The following is a 16,568-nucleotide window of genomic DNA, read 5'->3' as shown; positions in this document are numbered from 1 at the left end:
TCAGTCCCGTCCGTCCCCGTACCCGGCCAGCGCCTCCAGCGCCGCCGACCGCGCCTGCTCGACGAGCTCGGGCGGGGAGACGATCCGGCCGTCCCGGCCCAGCCGCAGCGCCAGCGGGCGCAGCTGGGAGGGGTCGGCGCTGCGCAGGGTGATCCGCAGGCCGCCGTCGGGCAGTTCCTCGGCGCGGTCGTGGGTGTAGTACTCGGCGACCCAGCGGCCGCCGGAGGTCACCTCGACGACCACCTCGGGGTCGTCGGCGGACGGGTTGACCAGTCCGCCGGAGAGGTCGCGGGGCTCCCGGCGCGGCGGGTCGGCGGGGGCGTCGAGCACCTTGATCTCGGCGACCCGGTCGAGCCGGAACATCCGGTGGTCCTCGGAGGTCCGGCACCAGGCCTCGAGGTAGGTGTGGCCCTCGGTGAGCAGTCGGATCGGGTCGACCTCGCGCTCGGTCATCCCGCCGCGCCCGTGCGAGTAGTAGCGCAGCCAGAGCCGGCGGCCCTCGCTGAGCGCGCGGTCGATGTCGGCGAAGACGTGGCTCTCGGCCTCGAAGGTGACGCCGACCCGGGCGCTGCCCTCGGCGCTGTCCCCGGCGGCGTTCTCGATCTTGGCGACGGCCCGGGTGAGCGCCTCGCGGTCGCCCGCCCGCAGTCCGGGCAGGCCGGCCACCGCGCGGGCGGCGACCAGCAGCGCGGTCGCCTCGTCGGCGGCCAGCCGCAGCGGCTGGGCGACATCGTCGACGTTGTGCCACCAGATCCGCTCGCCGTCGGTGTCGATGTCGAGCAGGTCGCCGCCGCGGAAGCTGGTGCCGCACATGGGCAGCACGTTGAGGTCGCCGATCAGCTCGCGTTCGGTGATGCCGAAGGCGCGGGCCACCTCGGCCACCTCGGCGCCCGGCCGCTCGCGCAGGTAGGTGACCAGCGAGAGCATCCGGCGGGTCTGGTCGATGGCGTTGCTCATGCCTGTGCTCCCTCTCCAACGGCGGTGACCGGCTCCACGGCGGTGACCGGTTCCACGGCGGCCACCGCGCGCAGCCGCTCGATCACGTCGGCGCGCAGCTCCTCCGGTCCGAGGACCAGGACGTCCGGTCCGAACTCGGCGAGGTCGGCGCCCAGCCCGTTGCCGTACGGGATCTCCAGCTCGTCCCAGGCCTCGTCGATCCGGCGGGTGCTGAGCGCCTTGGTGCGCAGCGGGAACCCGGCGCCGCGGCGGACCTTGACGGCGGCGGTCGCGGTGGCGCCCTCGCCCGCGAACTTGGCGACGGTGGCGCGGACGTCCACGTGCTCGGGTACGGCGCCGAGGAAGGCGCCGGTGCGGGCGCGGACCTTGGCGGTGATCCGGCTGAGCCGGAACACCCGGGCGTCGCCGCGGTCGCGGTCCCAGCCGGCCAGGTACCAGTGGCCGCGCCAGCACTCCAGGGCCCAGGGCTCGACGCTGCGCTGCTCGGCGGTGGCGGCGCCGGCCTTGCGGTACTCGAAGGTGACCGGGCGGCGGTCGCGGGCGGCGGTGAGCAGCGGTTCGAAGGCGGCCTCGCGGGCGGGGATGCGCGGCTCCAGGGCGGTGCGGCCCTCGGTCTCGGTGAAGGGGACGCCGGCCGCGCGCAGCTTCTGCAGGGCTCCGCTGGCGGCGCCGGACATCTTGGCCTGCTGCCAGACGCGGGCGGCCAGGGTGAGGGCCGCGGCCTCCTCGGCGTCGAGGGCGATCTCCGGCAGGCGGTTGCGGTCGGCGCGGGCGAGGTAGCCGAGTTCGCCGTCGAGGGCGTTCTCGTCGACGTCGATCACCAGACCGAGTTCGCGCAGGTCGTCCTTGTCCCGCTCGAACATCCGGTTGAAGGCGTCCTCGCTGCTGTTCTGCCAGGCCTCGCGGTACGCCTCGATGGATTCCCGCAGCTCCTTCTTGGAGAGCGGCCGTCTGGTGTTCATCAGGCACAGGGCGAGATTCATCAGCCGCTCTGCCTTGGCGATCGCCATCGCTGACCCTTCCGGTGTGCCGCGCCGCGCGCGGGGTGCGCCCGCCGGGCAATTGTCGACCCGGCGGGACCGACCGTACCGGTAGCGGTACGCAGTGCAAAAGCCGCGTCCGGAAATGCCGCGGGCCGCACCCCGGAGGAGGGGTGCGGCCCGGTGGAGCGGCCGGTGTCGGACGGTGTCAGACGCCGAGCAGGTCGACCACGAAGATCAGGGTCGAGCCGGCCGGGATGAGCGGGCTCGGCGACTGGTTGCCGTAGGCCAGGTGGGGCGGGATGGTCAGCTCGCGGCGGCCGCCGACCTTCATGCCGGCGACGCCCTGGTCCCAGCCCTTGATGACGCGACCGCCGCCGAGCGGGAACTTGAAGCTGCTGCCGCGGTTCCAGCTGGCGTCGAACTCCTCGCCGGTCGCGAAGGTGACACCGACATAGTGCACCTCGACGACCTGGCCGGGCTTGGCCTCCTCGCCGGTGCCGACCTCGATGTCGCGGATCTTCAGCTCGACCGGCGGCTCACCGATCGGGAAGTCGATCTCCGGCTTCGTCTTGTTGCTCACTACTGCCTCTTCTCGCGGTTGGTTCCATTCATGACCAAGCGGCGGGCGCCCGCACCCCGGTCCGTTTCCCGGACCACGGTACGGGCGCCCGCCGCCCGTCCGGGCCCGGCCACGCGGCCGGGCCCGAAGGTCACACGCACACCATTGTCACCCGAAAGTGGATCAGCCGACGCCCGCATCCAGGATGTCGACCACGAACACCAGGGTGGAGTTGGCCGGGATGTCGCCCTGCGCCTGGTCCTTGTAGCCGAGCGAGGCGGGGATCACCAGCTCGACCCGGCTGCCCACGGTCTGGCCCTCCAGGCCCTGGTCCCAGCCGGCGATGACCTGGCCGCCGCCGAGCGGGAAGGAGAACGCCTGGCCCTTGCTCAGCGAGGAGTCGAAGACCTTGCCGTCCTTGAACAGCGCGCCGGTGTACTGGACGACGATCTTCTCGCCCTTCTCCACCTTGGGACCGGTGCCCTTGATCAGGACGTGGGACTTCAGCTCGGTCGGGTCGGCGGCGCCGGCGATCGGGGTGATGTCGGCCGGCTTCTTGCCGTTGTCCTTGACCTGCGGGAAGTCCGCGGGCGGCGGGGTGACGGTGCCGCTGACCACGGCGTCCGGGGCGTTGCTGTTGCGGATGTCGATGACGAACACCAGGTTGTCCTTGGCGCCGATCGACATGCTCGGGTTGCCCTGCGAGCCGAACGCGGCGGCCGGCGGGGCCACCACGAGCAGCCGGCTGCCGGCCTTCTTGCCGAGCACGGCCTGGTCCAGCGCCGGGATCAGCGCGTCCATGCCGGCCTGGAAGATCTGCTGCTTGCCCTTGTCGTCGTACGAGCTGGGGATGTCCTTGCCGGTCGTCCAGTCCTTGGCGGTGTAGTCGACCGAGGTCCAGGAGTTCTTCTCGACCTTGGCGCCGGTGCCCTCGGAGAGGACCTTCACCACGAAGCTGCCGTCGGACTGCTCGGCGGGCACCTCGATGCCGGCCTTGGTGCCGAACGCACCGGTGATCGTCGGCATCACCTTGGCGCTGTCCTTGATCGGCGGCACCGGGTCGGCGGTCGGCGTGGCCGGGGCGCTCTTGGCGGCGTCCGGCTTGGCGGCGGTGTCGGCCTTGTCGCCGCCGTCGCGGTTGACCACGTACAGCGTGATGCCGCTGCCGACCAGCAGCACGGCGAGCACGGTGCCGAGGATCACGCCGAGTCGGCCGACCCCGGGCGGGTTCTCGTCGTAGCCGGCCTCGGAGCTGTCCTGGCGGCGCACGTTCGACGCGAAGATCTGCGGGGTGTCCTCGGTCTTCGTCCCACCGGCCGGCCGCGGGGCCTGGCCGGGCTGGGCCCAGCCCGCCTGCTGCTTCAGGATCGACGGCGGTACGACGATCGACTCGCCGTCACCCGGAAGCGGACCGCCGGGCCGCGAGTCTGCCGGGTCCCCGGCGGAGTTTCCGTTCGCGGTGCCGGCCCCGCCCGGGCTCGACGCTTTCTCAGACATGACTCCCCATCCATCTCGCCACGAGGTCTTCGAGGTCTACGGCCGGCGTCGTGATCGCCGGGGTGCGGTCGCACTGCCGCCCGGACCCCGCACATCGGCGGCGCCTACCACAGTGCGAGGGCAGTATGACAGGTCAGGATGAGGGCGGACGCTTCCTTGTGCGAGCGCCCGCCCAAGCGTACGGAATCCACCCCGTCGCTTCCTAGGGCGCATCGGAACAATTCCCGCCAGGTGCATGGCGAGAACCGCCGGACCGCCCCGGACACGGCCGGACGGGGCCTGAGCTGCCTGGCCCTGTCCGGACAGGATCCGCGCTACACCGCCTCAAGGATGTCGATCACGAACACCAGGGTCGAGTTCGGCGGCACCGAGCCCTGGGCGCTGTCCTTGTAACCGAGGGCCGGCGGCACCACCAGCTCGACCCTGCTGCCCACGGTCTGCCCGACCAGGCCCTTGTCCCAGCCCTCGATCACGCTGCCGGTGCCGATCTGCAGCGCCTGTGCACCGCCGTGGCTCCAGGACGAGTCGAACTGCTGGCCATTGCTCCAGAGCACCCCGGTGTACTGCACCACCAGGGTCTGCCCGCTCTTGACCTGCTTGCCCTCGCCCTTGATCAGCACCGCCTGCTGGAGCTCGGTGGGCGCGGGCTGGCCGGGCGGAATGGTGATCGTCACCGCGGCCTTGCCGTTGTCCTTCACCTGCGGCAGCGTCGCCGGCGGCTGCGTCATCGCACCCGAGAGCGTGGAGTCCTGCGGCAGGCTCTCCATGATGTCCAGCACGAACACCACGGTGTCCCCGCCGGACACCCCGAGCTGACCGCTGCCCTGGTTACCGAACGCGGCGGCCGGCGGCGCCACCACCAGCAGCCGGCTGCCGACCTTCTTGCCGAGCACGCTCTGGTCGAAGGCGGGCACCAGCTGCCCGCTGCCGGCCTGGTACAGCTGCGGTTTGCCGCCCTCGTCGTAGGAGCTCGGCAGGTCCTTGCCGGTCGTCCAGTCCTTCGCCGTGTAGTTGACCGTCACCCAGTCGCCCTTGTTGACCGTGGAGCGGTCGCCCTCGCTGACGGTGTTCACCACGAACTGGCCGCTGGGCTGGCCCTCGGGGAGGGTGATGGTGGCCTTGCTTCCGAACCCGCCACCGGACAGCGTCGGCATCGGCGAGGCCTCGCTCACCGGCGACGGCACGGTGGGGGCCGCGCTGGACGCCGTGGGCGAGGCCGGGCTGGCCGCCTTGGTGGAGCTGCTGCAGGCGACCGCCAGCAGCAGCGGCAGGGTGAGAAGCAAACCGGCGGTGCGACGCACGGTGTTCCTAACTGTCGGTCAAAGTCGGTCTCCGGACTCGACGGACAGCGTATGCCCAGGCGGTGTCCGGCCCCGGTAGACAACGCCGGGGCCGGACACCGCAAAGATCACATCGGGGCCGGGGCCGCTCACATCCCCGCGATCAGCTTCTCCACCCGCTCGTCCACCGAGCGGAACGGGTCCTTGCAGAGCACCGTCCGCTGTGCCTGGTCGTTCAGCTTCAGGTGCACCCAGTCCACCGTGAAGTCCCGGCGCTGCTCCTGCGCCCGGCGGATGAAGTCCCCGCGCAGCCGGGCCCGGGTGGTCTGCGGCGGGATCGACTTGGCCTCGAAGGTCTTGAGGTCCGTGGAGACCCGCTTCGCCTGGCCCTTGCCCTGGAGCAGGTAGAACAGCCCGCGCCGGCGGTGGATGTCGTGGTACGCGAGGTCGATCTGGGCCACCCGCGGGTTGGACATGCTCATCTCGTGCTTGGCCCGGTAGCGCTCGATGAGCTTGTACTTCATGATCCAGTCGATCTCGGTGGCCACCGAGTCGAGGTTCTCGGTGCGGACGGCCTCCAGGGTGCGGCCCCAGAGCTCCAGCACCGTGGCGATGGTGCCGGTGTTGATGCCCTTGCGGTCCGCGAACTCCAGCGCCTTGGTGAAGTACTCCTCCTGGATGTCCAGGGCGGAGGCCTCCCGGCCGTTGGCGAGCCGCACCTGGTGGGTGCCGGTGAGGTCGTGGCTGACCTCGCGGATCGCCCGGATCGGGTTCTCCAGGGTGAGGTCGCGCATCACCACGCCAGCCTCGATCAGCCGCAGCACCAGGTCGGTGGCGCCGACCTTGAGCAGGGTGGTGGTCTCGGACATGTTGGAGTCGCCGACGATCACGTGCAGCCGGCGGTACCGCTCGGCGTCGGCGTGCGGCTCGTCACGGGTGTTGATGATCGGGCGGGAGCGGGTGGTCGCGGAGCTGACCCCCTCCCAGATGTGCTCGGCCCGCTGGCTGACGCAGTACACCGCGCCCCTCGGGGTCTGCAGCACCTTGCCGGCCCCGCAGATCAGCTGCCTGGTCACCAGGAAGGGGATCAGCACGTCCGCCAGCCGGGAGAACTCGCCGTGCCGGGCCACCAGGTAGTTCTCGTGGCAGCCGTAGGAGTTGCCGGCCGAGTCGGTGTTGTTCTTGAACAGGTAGACGTCGCCCGCGATGCCCTCCTCGTGCAGCCGCCGCTCGGCGTCCACCAGGAGCCCTTCGAGGATGCGCTCGCCCGCCTTGTCGTGCGTCACCAGCTCCACGACGTCGTCGCACTCGGGGGTGGCGTACTCGGGGTGGGAGCCGACGTCGAGGTAGAGCCGGGCGCCGTTGCGCAGGAAGACGTTGCTGCTGCGGCCCCAGGAGACAACGCGGCGGAAGAGGTACCGGGCCACCTCGTCCGGCGACAGCCGTCGCTGCCCCCGGAATGTGCAGGTGACTCCGTACTCGTTCTCGAGCCCGAAAATTCGGCGGTCCATGGCACCTTCTTTCGAAGGAATCACCGGTTGTGGCCGGTGAGCGGATCGGGATCCTGAACTCTGCGGCGCCAGGCCGCAGCAGGCCTTGAAGGCTGATCCCCTGCTTCGGCAGCGGGCAGGGCTTGTCCGGGGCCGGCCGTCAGGCGGGCTCGAAGTCCCGCGGTCTCGACCGTCGGTGAGGAGTCACGAGGCATCCGTTCTCTGAGAGGGCCTCCGGGGTGGTCCCGTACGACGGCGGACAGCCGCCGTACGGGACCGCTCCCGTCCTGCTAGTCCGAGTCCGCCGACGGGGCGGCCGCCGGCTTCTCCTCGTCGTCCGTCTCGGCGGACTCGTCCCCGTCGAGCAGCCGGGCGAGCTGGCCGCCCAGGATGCGCTTGAACTTGCGCTGCTGGAAGCGCTGGCGGTCGAGCACCGCCACCTCCAGCTGCTCGGGGGTCAGGGTGCGCGGGCTGCCGCCGTTGGGATCCCGGGCGAGGGAGTCCACGGCGACCTTGACCGCCTCGGTGAGGGACAGCCCGCTGCGGTGGCGCTGGCCCAGGTAGTTGCCGATCGAGTCGGCGTTGCCGCCGACCACCACGTAGCTCTTCTCGTCGACGACCGAGCCGTCCGGGGTGAGCCGGTAGATCTGGTCCTCGTCCGGGGTGCGGCCGACCTCGGCCACGATCAGCTCGACCTCGTACGGCTTCTCGCCGACCGAGGAGAAGATGGTGCCGAGCGTCTGGGCGTAGACGTTGGCCAGGCCCCGCGCGGTGACATCGGCCCGGTCGTAGGAGTAGCCGCGCAGGTCGGCGTAGCGGACGCCGCCGATGCGCAGGTTCTCGAACTCGTTGTAGCGGCCGACCGCCGCGAAGGCGATCTTGTCGTAGATCTCGGAGACCTTGTGCAGCGCCCGGGAGGTGTTCTCCGCGACGAAGACGATGCCCTCGGTGTAGGTGAGCACGACCACGCTGCGACCGCGCGCGATGCCCTTGCGGGCGTATTCCGCGCGGTCCGCCATGGCCTGCTGGGGCGAGACGTAGAACGGTGTCGACACCGGCGGTCGTCCCTTCCTTGGTAGGTGATGGCTAGAGCAGCGGAGCCTGCGGGCCGTTGGGGTGGATCAGGCGCTCGTCGGTGATCGAGACGGCGATCTCGGAGACCTCGGCCTCGGTGAGCCGGCGGAAGCCGTCCTCGGTGATCAGCGAGACGATCGGGAAGATCTTGCGGGCGAGGTCCGGACCGCCGGTCGCGGAGTCGTCGTCGGCCGCGTCGTAGAGGGCCTGGACGACCAGGGTGGCGGCCTGCCGGGCCGTCAGGTCCTTGTGGTAGAGCTTCTTCAGCGAGCCCCGGGCGAAGACCGAGCCGGAGCCGGTGGCGGCGAACCCGCGCTCCTCGGAGCGGCCGCCGGTGACGTCGTAGTTGAAGATCCGGCCGCGGCCGAGGTCGAGGTCGTAGCCGGCGAACAGCGGGACGACCGCGAGGCCCTGCATCGCCATGCCGAGGTTCCCGCGGATCATGGTGGTCAGGCGGTTGGCCTTGCCCTCCAGGGAGAGCACGGTGCCCTCGATCTTCTCGTAGTGCTCCAGCTCCAGCTGGAACAGCCGGACCATCTCGACCGCGAGGCCTGCGGTGCCGGCGATGCCGACCGCGCTGTACTCGTCGGCCGGGAAGACCTTCTCGATGTCCCGCTGGGCGATCACGTTGCCCATGGTGGCCCGGCGGTCACCGGCGATGACCACGCCCTTGTCGAACACCGCGGCGACGATCGTCGTCCCGTGCGGGGCCTCGATGGCCACCCCCTCGGGCAGGCCGCGGCGGCCCGGGATCAGCTCCGGCTGGTGGTCCGCCAGGAACTCGAGGAACGACGAGGATCCCGGGGTCAGGAAGGCAGCCGGTAGACGCCCGGTGCCACGAGTGTTGGCTTCCACACGATTCCTTCCAGGTAGCTTGAAGCGCGCGCTGCCCGCACCCTACCCGCCCGGCGATCACTATCCACCCGTGGCTGGGGCCGGACCCGGGCGGACGAACGGCCTTCGCCGCCCGCCCGCCGTGACGGTCGCAACCGAGAATTCCCTGAATGCCCGGACGGGGTTACTGGCCGCCCTTTTGCACGAACTGCCGCACGAAATCCTCGGCATTGGACTCGAGGACCTCGTCGATTTCGTCCAGAACCGCGTCGACGTCGTCGCTGAGCTTTTCCTGGCGTTCCTTGAGGTCGTCGGAATTCTGCGCTTCCGCGGTCTGCTCCTCGACCTCCTCGGAGGAGCGGTTCGCCCGCTGCTGGCCGCCGTCGGTGTCCTTGCTCGCCATTTCCCTCACCCCGCTCGATTCGTCTGGCACGGTTTGGTCGCTGCTTGCTGCACCGACCCTATACACAAGGTGCGACAACCGCTCCCGGTTTGCCGGTGGCGCTTCCTGTCCAACACCCGCTGCCACCCCGGATGATTCCCATTCGACGGCCGTTCACCCGTGGTGATCGAAAAGTTACCCGCCGGAGAGGACCCGGAGCAGGTCCTCGGCCGTGCGACAGCGGTCCAGCAGTTCCTTGACGTGGTTGCGGGTCCCCCGCAGCGGCTCCAGCGTGGGCACCCGCTGCAGCGAGTCCCGGCCGGGCAGGTCGAAGATCACCGAGTCCCAGGAGGCCGCCGCGACGTGCTCCGCGTACTGCTCGAGGCAGCGGCCGCGGAAGTACGCCCTGGTGTCCTCCGGGGGCTTGGAGACGGCCCGCTCGACCTCCGCCTCGGTGAGCAGCCGCTCGAACCTGCCGCGGGCCACCAGGCGGTTGTAGAGGCCCTTCTCGGGGCGTACGTCGCTGTACTGGAGGTCCACCAGGTGCAGCCGCGAGTTGTCCCACTCCACGGCGTCCCGGCTGCGGTAGCCCTCCAGGATCTCCCGCTTGGCGACCCAGTCCAGCTGCCGCGAGAGCGACATCGGGTCGCGCTCCAGGCGCCCCAGCACGTCCTCCCAGCGGGCCAGCACGTCGATGGTCTGCTCGTCCGCGTCGGTCCCGAAGCGGTCCTCGACGTACTTGCGGGCCAGTTCGAAGTACTCCAGCTGAAGCTGGACCGCGGTGAGCTTGCGCCCGTTGCGCAGGGTGATCAGATGCTTGAGGGTCGGGTCGTGGGAGACCCGGTGCAGGGTGCGCACCGGCTGGTCGACGGCGAGGTCCGAGGCGATGAAGGAGTCCTCGATCATCGACAGCACCAGGGCGGTGGTGCCCAGCTTGAGGTAGGTGGAGATCTCCGAGAGGTTGGCGTCCCCGATGATCACGTGCAGCCGGCGGTACTTCTCGGCGTCGGCGTGCGGTTCGTCCCGGGTGTTGATGATCGGCCGCTTGAGGGTGGTCTCCAGACCCACCTCGACCTCGAAGTAGTCGGCGCGCTGGCTGATCTGGAAGCCGTGGGCGGAGCCGTCCTGGCCGATGCCGACCCGGCCGGCGCCGGTGACCACCTGGCGGGAGACGAAGAACGGGGTGAGGTGGCGGACGATGTCGGCGAACGGCGTCGCCCGCTTCATCAGGTAGTTCTCGTGGGTGCCGTAGGAGGCGCCCTTGTTGTCGGTGTTGTTCTTGTAGAGGTGGATGGTCTGCCCGTTGGGCAGTTCCAGGGCGCGCTGGGCGGCGGCCGCCATGATCCGCTCGCCGGCCTTGTCCCAGAGCACGGCGTCGCGCGGGTTGGTCACCTCGGGCGAGCTGTACTCGGGGTGCGCGTGGTCCACGTAGAAACGCGCGCCGTTGGTGAGGATGACATTGGCGAGGCCGATGTCCTCGTCGGTCAACTGGCTGGCGTCCGCGACGTCGCGCGCGAGGTCGAAGCCCCGGGCGTCGCGCAGTGGATTCTCCTCCTCGAAGTCCCAGCGGGCCCGCCGTGCCCGGTGCATCGCCGCCGCGTACGCGTTGACGATCTGGGACGAGGTGAGCATGGCGTTGGCGTTGGGGTGCCCGGGCACGGAGATCCCGTACTCGGTCTCGATGCCCATCACGCGCCGTACGGTCATGCGGCCCTCCTTGCCCGGTGTGCCGCCCCCCACGGGCGGGACACGCTGACGTACCGCTGAACAACACCGACGCCGGCGAGGTGCCGCGAGCGGTGGGTCGAGCCTAGAACGCCGCACCGACGGGCGGCCCCCGAGACGCGCCGTCCGGCTGCGGGGCCGCGAGGCGCCACAGCCGGACGGGGTGCGTGCTGCTCCGGGGACCGCTGGCGGCCCGGGGTACTGCGGGTAGTGCTCCTGCGGGGTACTGCGCGCGCTTACAGGTACTGCCCCGTGTTGGCGACGGTGTCGATCGAGCGGCCGGACTCGGCGCCCTGCTTCCCGGTGACCAGCGTGCGGATGAAGACGATCCGCTCGCCCTTCTTGCCGGAGATCCGGGCCCAGTCGTCCGGGTTGGTGGTGTTCGGCAGGTCCTCGTTCTCCTTGAACTCGTCCACGCAGGCGGCGAGCAGGTGGGAGACGCGCAGACCGCGCTGACCGTGGTCGAGGAAGTCCTTGATGGCCATCTTCTTCGCCCGGTCGACGATGTTCTGGATCATCGCACCGGAGTTGAAGTCCTTGAAGTACAGGACCTCCTTGTCACCGTTGGCGTAGGTGACCTCCAGGAAGCGGTTCTCCTCGGTCTCGGTGTACATCCGCTCGACGACGGCCTGGATCATCGCGTCCACCGTCGCCTCGACGGAGCTGCCGTGCTCCTTGAGGTCGTCCGGGTGGAAGGGCAGGCTGCCCTTGAGGTACTTGGAGAAGATGTCCTTCGCGGCCTCGGCGTCCGGACGCTCGATCTTGATCTTGACGTCCAGCCGGCCGGGCCGCAGGATCGCCGGGTCGATCATGTCCTCGCGGTTCGAGGCGCCGATGACGATGACGTTCTCCAGGCCCTCCACACCGTCGATCTCGGCCAGCAGCTGCGGGACGATGGTGTTCTCCACGTCCGAGCTGACACCCGAGCCGCGGGTGCGGAACAGCGACTCCATCTCGTCGAAGAAGACGATGACGGGCGTGCCCTCGCTGGCCTTCTCCCGAGCCCGTTGGAAGACCAGGCGGATCTGCCGCTCGGTCTCGCCGACGTACTTGTTGAGCAGCTCGGGGCCCTTGATGTTGAGGAAGTAGCTCTTGCCCTGCGGGCGGCCGGTGACCTCGGCGACCTTCTTGGCCAGCGAGTTCGCCACCGCCTTGGCGATCAGCGTCTTGCCGCAGCCGGGCGGGCCGTAGAGCAGCACGCCCTTGGGCGGGCGCAGCTCGTACTCCTTGAAGAGGTCGGCGTGCAGGTACGGCAGCTCGACCGCGTCCCGGATCAGCTCGATCTGGTTGGCCAGACCACCGATCTGGCGGTAGTCGATGTCCGGGACCTCCTCGAGGACCAGCTCCTCGACCTCGGACTTCGGCACCACCTCGTACACGTAGCCGGAGCGGGGTTCGAGCAGCAGGGCGTCCCCCGCCCGGATGGTGATCTCGCGGAGCGGTTCGGCGAGCCGGACCACCCGCTCCTCGTCGGTGTGCCCGACGACCAGGGCGCGTTCGCCGTCCTCGAGGATCTCCTTGAGGGTGACGATGTCGCCGATGCTCTCGAAGGCCATCGCGTCCACGATGTTGAGGGCCTCGTTGAGCATCACCTCCTGGCCGCGCCGCAGCTCGTCGAGGTCGACGTTGGGGCTGACGTTCACGCGGAGCTTGCGCCCGCCGGTGAAGATGTCGGCGGTGCCGTCCTCGTTCTGGCTGAGGAAGGTGCCGAATCCGGCCGGGGGCTGTGCCAGCCGGTCCACTTCCTCCTTGAGGGCCACGATCTGGTCGCGGGCCTCTCGCAGGGTGGAGGCGAGCCGTTCGTTCTGGGCGGTCACGCCGGCCAGGTTGGTCTGGAGCTCGACGATCCGCTCTTCGAGGATTCTCGAATTGCGCGGCGAGTCGGCGAGCTTGCGGCGCAACACGGCGATTTCCTGCTCAAGGTACGAGACCTGAGCGGTCTCGTCGGAACCACGAGCGGGCCTGCCGGTGCTGCGGTTGTAGTCGTCATCGTGGGCTGCCACGGTCCTCACCTCCTCCGGGGAGCTGGACGCTTCCAGACCCTACCTGGGACCAGGGGTCCGTAAACCCCTAGATCAAGAAAGATGGAACGGGCGTGTCCGATCTTCGCCCTCGCGTGCTTCCCCTCTGCTAAGGGGATACCCAGCGCGCACCGCCCAAAGCCGACCAGATGTATCGTCGAGCGAGTCGATATCCGATCGCGACCGAGGCCTTCGGTCCGATCGTTGTACGAATGGCGGGAATGCCCTCAATCAGGGGCGACCCGGGACAGAAACGGCAGGGGACCATGTCGGTGAGCGGTGAGGCGACGGCGAGCGAGCCGCTGGAGGTGTGGATCGACCAGGATCTGTGCACCGGTGACGGCATCTGCGTGCAGTACGCGCCCGAGGTCTTCGAGCTCGACATCGACGGCCTGGCGTATGTGAAGGGCCCGGACGACGAGTTGCGCCAGGAGCCCGGCCAGAGCGCCCCGGTGCCGCTGACGCTGCTTCAGGACGTGGTGGACTCCGCGAAGGAGTGCCCCGGCGACTGCATCCACGTGCGCCGGACCACCGACCTCGTCGAGGTCTACGGCCCGGACGCGGACTGACCCACGCCGCGGGCTCGCGGGCGGGTATCACTCCCGCCCCGAGCCGAAGGGGCGCGCCGGTGCCGAAAGTGACGAGCGACAAGCGAGGGACGAGCGCCGGAGCGAGGAGCGTCGGCACCGGGTCCGAGCGCCCCGGAGGCGAGCGGGCGAGTAGCAGTCAGGACTGCGCGAGCGGAGCGGCGGTCTGGGACCGGTCCCAGCCGCCGCCCTTGCGCGTCCAGGTGAGGTCCAGTGAGATGTCCGGGCTGAAGCGCGGCACGTCGTCGCTGGAATACCCCTGCCCGTGGCCGGTGATGACGCCGTCGCTGCGCAGCCCGAGCCGGCTGACGGTGAGGTTCTCGCGCTCGGAGAGCAGGGTGGCCAGTACCGCGGGGCGGCCGCCGGGGCCGGGGCCGAGCAGGTAGACGGCGTCGGGCGGGGTCCCGTTCTCGGCCGCGCAGTGCGCGGCGGCGATGGTGCCGGGCCGTCCGTCGCCGAGGTCGGCGGCGAAGCTGACCGATATCTTCACCGGGAACGGCCCGCAGTCCAGCGGGAGTTCCGCCTTCGCCGGGTCGGGCGCGGCGGCGGCAGGTATCGCCTTCGCGGTGGGGCGGATCGGGCCGGGGGTGCCGGTGGCCGAGTTCGCGGCGAGCGCGGTGGCCACCACGGCGGCGCAGCCGGCGGTCGCGAGGGCCCAGTGCCAGGGGGCGGAACGGGCGTGTGCGGGGCCGTTGCGGCCCTGCGGTGTCTGCTGCTCAGCCATCGTCCCGACCGCGCTCTCCACCAGGCGTTCCCCTCCTGTGGGCTGTGTGAGCGAGCATCGTCCCACACCTCGGCGACGGCGAAATGCGCCGGGGTGCGGAGGTAGCACGAAGGGGTGGCACGGTGGGCGGAAGCCCCTCGTGCCACCCCCTGTCGGGCGTACGGTCAGCCGAGGTCGGTCTGCTCGTCGCCGGAGGTGCGGGCGGCGGCCCGGGCCGCGGCGCGCTCCTGGAGGCTGGGCTCGGCCGTCGCGTTGTCGTAGTCCTCGCCGTACGCGCCCTTGGCGGGGCGGCGGCGGCGCAGCGGCGGCTCGACGCCGTCGGCGAGCCGGCGGGCGGTGAGCAGGAAGCCGGTGTGGCCGATCATCCGGTGGTCCGGGCGGACGGCCAGGCCCTCCAGGTGCCAGGTGCGGACCATGGTCTCCCAGGCCTGCGGCTCGGTGTAGGTGCCGTGCTCGCGCAGTGCCTCGACGGTCTTGGACATCTGCGTGGTGGTGGCCACGTAGCAGCAGATGAGGCCGCCGGGGACGAGCGCCTTGGAGGCGACGTCCAGGCACTCCCAGGGGGCCAGCATGTCGAGGATGACGCGGTCGACGTCGCCCTCGACCAGGTTGTCCTGGAGGTCGCCGACGGTGAGCTTCCACGCCGGGTGCGGCCCGCCGAAGTAGCGCTCGACGTTGCTCTTGGCGATGTCGGCGAAGTCCTGGCGGCGCTCGTAGGAGGCGAGCATGCCGGTGTCGCCGACGGCGCGCAGCAGGTAGGTGGAGAGCGCGCCGGAGCCGACGCCGGCCTCGACCACGCGGGCGCCGGCGAAGATGTCGGCCATGGCGAGGATCTGCCCGGCGTCCTTCGGGTAGATCACGGCGGCGCCGCGCGGCATGGACAGGACGTAGTCGGGGAGCAGGGGGCGCAGCGCGAGGTACGGGACGTTACCCGTGGTGCGCACGACCGTGCCCTCGGGGGCGCCGATCAGCTCGTCGTGGGGGAACGCACCCTTGTGGGTGTGGAACTGGTTCCCGGCCTGGAGCGTGAACGTGTAGTGGCGGCCCTTCGGGTCGGTCAGCTGGACCTGGTCCCCGACCTGGAAGGGCCCGCGTCGGCGGGTGGCACCGGTCGGTTCGGACATGCGGACAATCCTAAGGGAAGCAGCCGCTCCGCCCGACCACAGTGATCACCGGCCGGTCGCGGCCGCGCCGATCGCCGACCGGGGGCACGGGCCGGGGGGTCAGCGCCCGGTGACGGCCGCGGTCAGGCGCTGCTCGATGTCGGTGAGCGCGGCGACGCCGTAGAGCCGGCCGTCCTCCTCGACGACCAGGTACTCGCCGGCCGGGGTGGCGCGGACGGCGCGCAGCAGGTCCTCGCCGGTGAGCTCGGCGGACAGCCGCAGGCCGGGTTCGAGGTCGCGGGCGAGCGCGCCGACGGCGACCCAGGGGCGGCGGTGCTCGGGTACCGCCCGGACGGCGGACTCGCGGACCAGGCCGACCGGTTCGCCGCGGCCGTCGACGACCACCAGGGCGCCGGCGCCGCCTTCGCGGGCGCGCCGCAGCGCCTCGCCGAGGGGGGTGTCGGCGGTGACCTCGACGGCCCGGCGGGCGAGCTCGCGCAGCCGCAGGCCGGGCAGGGCCTCCTTGAGGCGGGCGTTACGCAGGCTGCCGCCGGCGCCGTTCCAGATGATCGCGGCGAGGACGGCGGCGAGGACGGCGTCGACCAGGGTGTCGGTGGTGCTGCGCTCGACGCCGCGGGCGGCGCTGAGCAGCGGCAGGCCGATCAGGACGGCGACGGCCAGGGCGCGGCCGACCCAGGCGGCGGCGACGGTGCCGCTCATCGGTCTGCCGGTGACGGCCCAGACGACGGCGCGCAGCATCCGGCCGCCGTCCAGCGGCAGGCCGGGCAGCAGGTTGAAGGCGGCGACGACGAGGTTGGAGACCATCAGGCCGGTGAGCAGGACCCCGGGCACGGTGGAGAGCTCGACGGCCTGGACGGCGAGGTAGAAGGCGCCGCCGAGGGCCAGGGAGAGCAGCGGGCCGACGAAGGCCAGCCAGAACTCGCGCCAGGGGGTCTCGGCCTCGTTCTCGATCTCGGAGACGCCGCCGAAGAACTGCAGCTGGATCCGGCGCACGCCGAGCCGGTAGCGCAGGGCGACCAGGGTGTGGGCGAGTTCGTGGACGAGGACGGAGCCGTAGAAGGCGACGGCGAAGGAGAAGGCGACCAGGTAGCGGGTGCCGCCGAGCTCGGGCAGCACGCGGTCGAGCTGGCCGCCGAAGACCCAGGTGATCAGGGCGGCGATGACGAACCAGGAGGGGGTGACGTAGATCGGCACGCCGAAGGGGCGGCCCATCAGGATGCCGCCGCGCCGCTCGGGCTCCTCGGGCGGCGGCGGGGGCCCGGGGCGGGCGCCGTGGTCGTCGTGCGGTGGCTGGTCGGAGGTCTGCCGACCCCTGCTGTCGCTCACCGTGA

General features: G+C 70.9%; 15 protein-coding genes and 1 pseudogene. 1 reads left to right on the top strand and 15 read right to left on the bottom strand.

All coding sequences use genetic code 11. The features are described 5' to 3' along the window. The 12 genes and pseudogenes from ACGFZP_RS17885 to arc all read right to left on the bottom strand — a co-directional run bounded on the left by ACGFZP_RS17885 (position 1) and on the right by arc (position 12,784). Entirely contained in the window at positions 1 to 957 is a 957-nt protein-coding gene (locus tag ACGFZP_RS17885; protein WP_392933647.1) for a helix-turn-helix transcriptional regulator, read from the bottom strand. After that, entirely contained in the window at positions 954 to 1,967 is a 1,014-nt protein-coding gene (locus ACGFZP_RS17880) for a helix-turn-helix transcriptional regulator (protein WP_392933644.1), read from the bottom strand. Before ACGFZP_RS17880 ends, ACGFZP_RS17885 begins: the two co-directional genes overlap by 4 nt. 178 nt (positions 1,968 to 2,145) lie before the next feature. Beyond that, positions 2,146 to 2,520 carry an FKBP-type peptidyl-prolyl cis-trans isomerase gene (locus tag ACGFZP_RS17875; RefSeq protein WP_392933641.1) on the bottom strand — a complete coding sequence of 125 codons (375 nt, stop codon included), beginning with the start codon at positions 2,518 to 2,520 and terminating at the stop codon, positions 2,146 to 2,148. A gap of 162 nt (positions 2,521 to 2,682) precedes the next feature. Next, positions 2,683 to 3,996, bottom strand: a complete 1,314-nt coding sequence (locus tag ACGFZP_RS17870; RefSeq protein WP_392933638.1) for an FKBP-type peptidyl-prolyl cis-trans isomerase — start codon at positions 3,994 to 3,996, stop codon at positions 2,683 to 2,685. A gap of 314 nt (positions 3,997 to 4,310) precedes the next feature. Further along, positions 4,311 to 5,297, bottom strand: a complete 987-nt coding sequence (locus ACGFZP_RS17865) for an FKBP-type peptidyl-prolyl cis-trans isomerase (protein ID WP_392933636.1) — start codon at positions 5,295 to 5,297, stop codon at positions 4,311 to 4,313. 128 nt (positions 5,298 to 5,425) lie between these two features. Further along, positions 5,426 to 6,787 (bottom strand): Pup--protein ligase, encoded by a 1,362-nt coding sequence (gene pafA, locus ACGFZP_RS17860; protein WP_392933633.1) that lies wholly within the window; start codon positions 6,785 to 6,787, stop codon positions 5,426 to 5,428. 269 nt (positions 6,788 to 7,056) lie between these two features. Then, complete coding sequence (gene prcA / locus ACGFZP_RS17855) at positions 7,057 to 7,821, bottom strand: proteasome subunit alpha (RefSeq protein WP_392933631.1); 765 nt, start codon at positions 7,819 to 7,821, stop codon at positions 7,057 to 7,059. A gap of 31 nt (positions 7,822 to 7,852) precedes the next feature. Then, entirely contained in the window at positions 7,853 to 8,650 is a 798-nt protein-coding gene (gene prcB, locus ACGFZP_RS17850) for a proteasome subunit beta (RefSeq protein ID WP_392934644.1), read from the bottom strand. Beyond that, positions 8,647 to 8,724, bottom strand: a pseudogene (locus ACGFZP_RS17845) (recombination endonuclease VII); the annotation flags it as partial. The pseudogene ACGFZP_RS17845 and the gene prcB, both read right to left, overlap by 4 nt. Positions 8,725 to 8,858: 134 nt before the next feature. Then, entirely contained in the window at positions 8,859 to 9,077 is a 219-nt protein-coding gene (locus ACGFZP_RS17840; RefSeq protein WP_387949497.1) for a ubiquitin-like protein Pup, read from the bottom strand. A 174-nt stretch (positions 9,078 to 9,251) separates the two neighbouring features. Next, complete coding sequence (dop, locus tag ACGFZP_RS17835) at positions 9,252 to 10,763, bottom strand: depupylase/deamidase Dop (RefSeq protein ID WP_392933627.1); 1,512 nt, start codon at positions 10,761 to 10,763, stop codon at positions 9,252 to 9,254. A gap of 254 nt (positions 10,764 to 11,017) precedes the next feature. Beyond that, positions 11,018 to 12,784, bottom strand: coding sequence for a proteasome ATPase (gene arc / locus ACGFZP_RS17830; RefSeq protein ID WP_392933624.1), 1,767 nt, complete (start codon positions 12,782 to 12,784; stop codon positions 11,018 to 11,020). Between the two features lie 284 nt (positions 12,785 to 13,068). Between arc and ACGFZP_RS17825 the strand changes: the two genes are divergently transcribed. Beyond that, the gene (locus tag ACGFZP_RS17825; RefSeq protein ID WP_392933621.1) at positions 13,069 to 13,371 is read left to right on the top strand and encodes a ferredoxin; all 303 of its coding nucleotides are present in this window, start codon (positions 13,069 to 13,071) and stop codon (positions 13,369 to 13,371) included. 157 nt (positions 13,372 to 13,528) lie between these two features. Here ACGFZP_RS17825 and ACGFZP_RS17820 read toward each other — a convergent pair whose 3' ends face one another. The 3 genes from ACGFZP_RS17820 to ACGFZP_RS17810 all read right to left on the bottom strand — a co-directional run bounded on the left by ACGFZP_RS17820 (position 13,529) and on the right by ACGFZP_RS17810 (position 16,563). Beyond that, positions 13,529 to 14,113 (bottom strand): hypothetical protein, encoded by a 585-nt coding sequence (locus tag ACGFZP_RS17820; RefSeq protein ID WP_392933620.1) that lies wholly within the window; start codon positions 14,111 to 14,113, stop codon positions 13,529 to 13,531. Between the two features lie 164 nt (positions 14,114 to 14,277). Beyond that, positions 14,278 to 15,237, bottom strand: a complete 960-nt coding sequence (locus ACGFZP_RS17815) for a tRNA (adenine-N1)-methyltransferase (protein ID WP_392933617.1) — start codon at positions 15,235 to 15,237, stop codon at positions 14,278 to 14,280. A 99-nt stretch (positions 15,238 to 15,336) separates the two neighbouring features. Next, the gene (locus ACGFZP_RS17810) at positions 15,337 to 16,563 is read right to left on the bottom strand and encodes a site-2 protease family protein (protein WP_392933615.1); all 1,227 of its coding nucleotides are present in this window, start codon (positions 16,561 to 16,563) and stop codon (positions 15,337 to 15,339) included. Positions 16,564 to 16,568 lie beyond the last annotated feature (5 nt).

Source organism: Kitasatospora sp. NPDC048239, assembly GCF_043202015.1.
GTDB lineage: Bacteria > Actinomycetota > Actinomycetes > Streptomycetales > Streptomycetaceae > Kitasatospora.
Note: the sequence above shows the minus strand (reverse complement) of the source record. Positions and strands in the feature narration are given on the sequence as shown.